General features: G+C 66.5%; 1 protein-coding gene. It reads left to right on the plus strand.

Features of this window, described 5'->3' with window-relative positions; all coding sequences use genetic code 11:
- Positions 1 to 65 precede the first annotated feature (65 nt).
- Positions 66 to 1,231 (plus strand): IS3 family transposase gene (locus ACU5AX_RS20705; RefSeq protein WP_446692405.1). Its coding sequence is split into 2 segments (ribosomal slippage): positions 66 to 318 and positions 318 to 1,231, totalling 1,167 coding nucleotides; the frame shifts between segments, so codons are not numbered across the junction.
- Positions 1,232 to 1,249: the final 18 nt, after the last annotated feature.

Consider the following 1,249-nt stretch of genomic DNA (forward strand, 5'->3'; position numbering starts at 1 on the left):
TGGCGTGACCCCCGTTTCTTCATCCACGTGTACCTAGAGACCGGCCCCTCGAAGGGACGGACGGAATGAAGCGGAAGCAGTTTTCGGAAGAGCAGATAATCGGCATCCTGAAGGAGGCCGAGGCGGGTGCGGTGGTGACGGAGCTGTGCCGCAAGCACGGCATGTCGAGCGCGACCTACTATGCGTGGAAGGCGAAGTTCGGCGGGCTGGAGGTATCCGACGCTAAGCGGCTGCGGTCGCTCGAGGAGGAGAACGCGCGGCTCAAGCGGCTGCTTGCGGACACGATGCTGGACAACGCGGGGTTGAAAGACCTGCTGTCAAAAAAGTGGTGACGCCCGCCGCGAAGCGGCAAGCGGTCGCGCATCTCCAGGCGACGTTGGGGATGAGCGAGCGGCGGGCGTGCGCGGTCGTCGGGGCAGATCGTACGAGCATGCGGTATCGCTCGTGCCGGGCAGATGATGGCGACCTGCGGTCGCGGCTGCGCGATCTGGCGCAGCAGCGCCGGCGGTTCGGCTATCGGCGGCTGCACATCCTGCTTCGCCGGGACGGCATCACGATCAACCGCAAGAAGACCCAGCGGCTCTACCGCGAGGAGGGCCTGACGGTGCGTCGCCGTAAAGGACGAAGGCGTGCTACAGGCAGCCGGGCACCCGCGCCGGTGCTGGCGCTCCCCAACCAGCGCTGGAGCCTCGACTTCGTGCACGACCAGCTCGTCACCGGCCGGCGGTTCCGCGTGCTCAACATCGTCGACGACGTGACGCGCGAATGCCTCCGGGCGGTGGTGGACACGTCGATCTCGGGCCGGCGGGTCGTACGCGAGCTGACCGATCTGCTCGCCGAGCGCGGCAGGCCGGCGATGATCGTCAGCGACAACGGGACCGAGCTGACGTCGAACGCGGTGCTCGCGTGGTCGGGAGATGTCGGCGTCGAGTGGCATTACATTGCGCCGGGCAAGCCGACCCAGAACGGGTTCGTCGAGAGCTTCAATGGTCGCATGCGCGACGAGTTGCTCAACGAGACGCTGTTCTTCACCATCGGCCAAGCCCGCTCGATCCTGGCGCGCTGGGTCGACGACTACAACACCGAGCGGCCGCACTCGTCGCTGGGCTACGCTACCCCGGCCGCATTTGCTGCCGGTCTCAAGCAGCAACAGGCGGGATTAACCCCGCCCGTTGCTTCACCTGCGCTCATGCGCGACAACACCAGTCGGTCTCCGGTTGCAGCTGGATGAAAGGCGGGGGTCACGTCA

Source organism: Sphingomonas benefaciens, from assembly GCF_052907485.1.